1 protein-coding gene and 1 pseudogene are annotated in these 1,598 nt (G+C 56.5%); both read right to left on the minus strand.

Annotated features, from left to right (window positions below; genetic code table 11):
- Positions 1-353: aldolase/citrate lyase family protein (locus AC0L3B_RS38070; protein ID WP_473382672.1), on the minus strand; the 353-nt coding region annotated here is incomplete at its 3' end.
- Between the two features lie 364 nt (positions 354-717).
- Positions 718-1,427 (minus strand): annotated as a pseudogene (locus AC0L3B_RS38075) (transposase); the annotation flags it as partial.
- Positions 1,428-1,598: the final 171 nt, after the last annotated feature.

The raw sequence follows: 1,598 nt of genomic DNA on the forward strand, positions 1-1,598 counted from the left end.
TACATAGAACTTGCAGTTTCTGCGTACGGGCAAATCTCTACGTTGCCGACTGGCAAACCGCGCGATCTCTCCAACTCGCCAAGCACCAGATCCAAGGCGGCGACGTCTTCCGGATCTTCAGTCTTGGAGAGCATAACCCCGTCGAGACCACCAACCACTATCGCGTTAAGATCGTCCAGCAGCCAGCCAGTTCGCCAGCCATTGAGCCTCACGAAACGGCCAAACGCTTTCCCACTCATTTCTCTAATGACTTCATTGACTGCATTTCGAGCAGCAGGCTTTTCCGCAACGGGAACGGAATCCTCAAGATCGAAGAGCAAGGCATCGGCACCATACTTGGGCGCCTTCAACATCCAGTCGCGCCTATGCGCTGGGACAAAGAGCATCGAACGGTACGATTTGGCATCTCTGCAGCTCTGAGGCATGCGATTCCTCCGAAAACATCGGTCTGTTCGCAGCTTTGCCTACGCAAGTTAGCGATCGTCAGCAGAACTGGACAGCCCTTGTTTTAATTGGCAGTTGCTATCGTTTTCATGCATTTCCAGCCCTTTTCCGCTTAAATCTCGCGTGGCGGGGGCATCATTCGAAGAATTCGATCGGATACGCACGTTGGCAGCCGCAGCAACTTTAGTATAGGCCGGCAAAGCGGCTTGAAAGGGTGATTTTTAGTACGGGTGGCGCGCCAAACACGAAACAGGAATTGGTGGGAATGGCTATCTTGTGGGTTGCGTACTTATCCATGCCAGTATGAACATCGAGTCCTTCAGGAACTTGAGGATCGATCTCTTTTATAAACTTCAAAGAACTTAACTGCCCGGCGGCGCTTGTAGCATTTGCCGATGACGAACACCGAGCGCGGCAAATAGCGAGGTCGCACCCATGCCACACATTGCTGTGCGCACGACGTTGCGGCACGTCAGGCATCATCGCAAGACCAGTTGCTCGCGATCGAGTGCCTGAATCTGGCCTTTCTCATCAATCCGACCACAAGGGCTCGGTTCGGTGGAGATAGGTAGAGGTCGACGATATCGCAGCTTCTCGACAAACAGCGGATCGCTCGACAGCTTGATTGTCTGACTACGGTGCGGCTGCAAGCCGCGCGCCGCCCACATCGGGCGGCTCGTGCTGTTGGCAAAGCCAGTTTCCGCATCCATCAAGCCGATAGACCACATCGCATCGGCCGGCGTCATACGCAACGTCCGCTCGATTACGGCTGCAACCCGGTCGCTATTGATGGTGCGAGGGCGACCAGGGCGTTCTTCATCAAGCAGGCCAGCGCAGCCGAGTACGGCAGCCACAGATTCGCTTGGCAATCCATCCGCGCACGGTCGGGTCGCGCGGCATCACTCAGACAGCGAGGGAACGCGATGGGCCGAACTTGCCTCTCTAAGTACGCCCACTCCTGGATTCAGCAACAACGGCACGATCCGCCGGCCTTCACTCCCCTATCGCGTTTGGGACGCACTTTAACCGAGCTCCGTCGATGGCCCGGGGTTCACGCGCCCCTGCGGATCTCGCGATGTCCGCGGAGTGATGCCGGGAGGTCAGGCCTCATGTCCCGGGGCGTGAGATCTCGTTCTCCTTGCAGGTGATGAATT

This window comes from Bradyrhizobium sp. Kon56 (genome assembly GCF_055807635.1).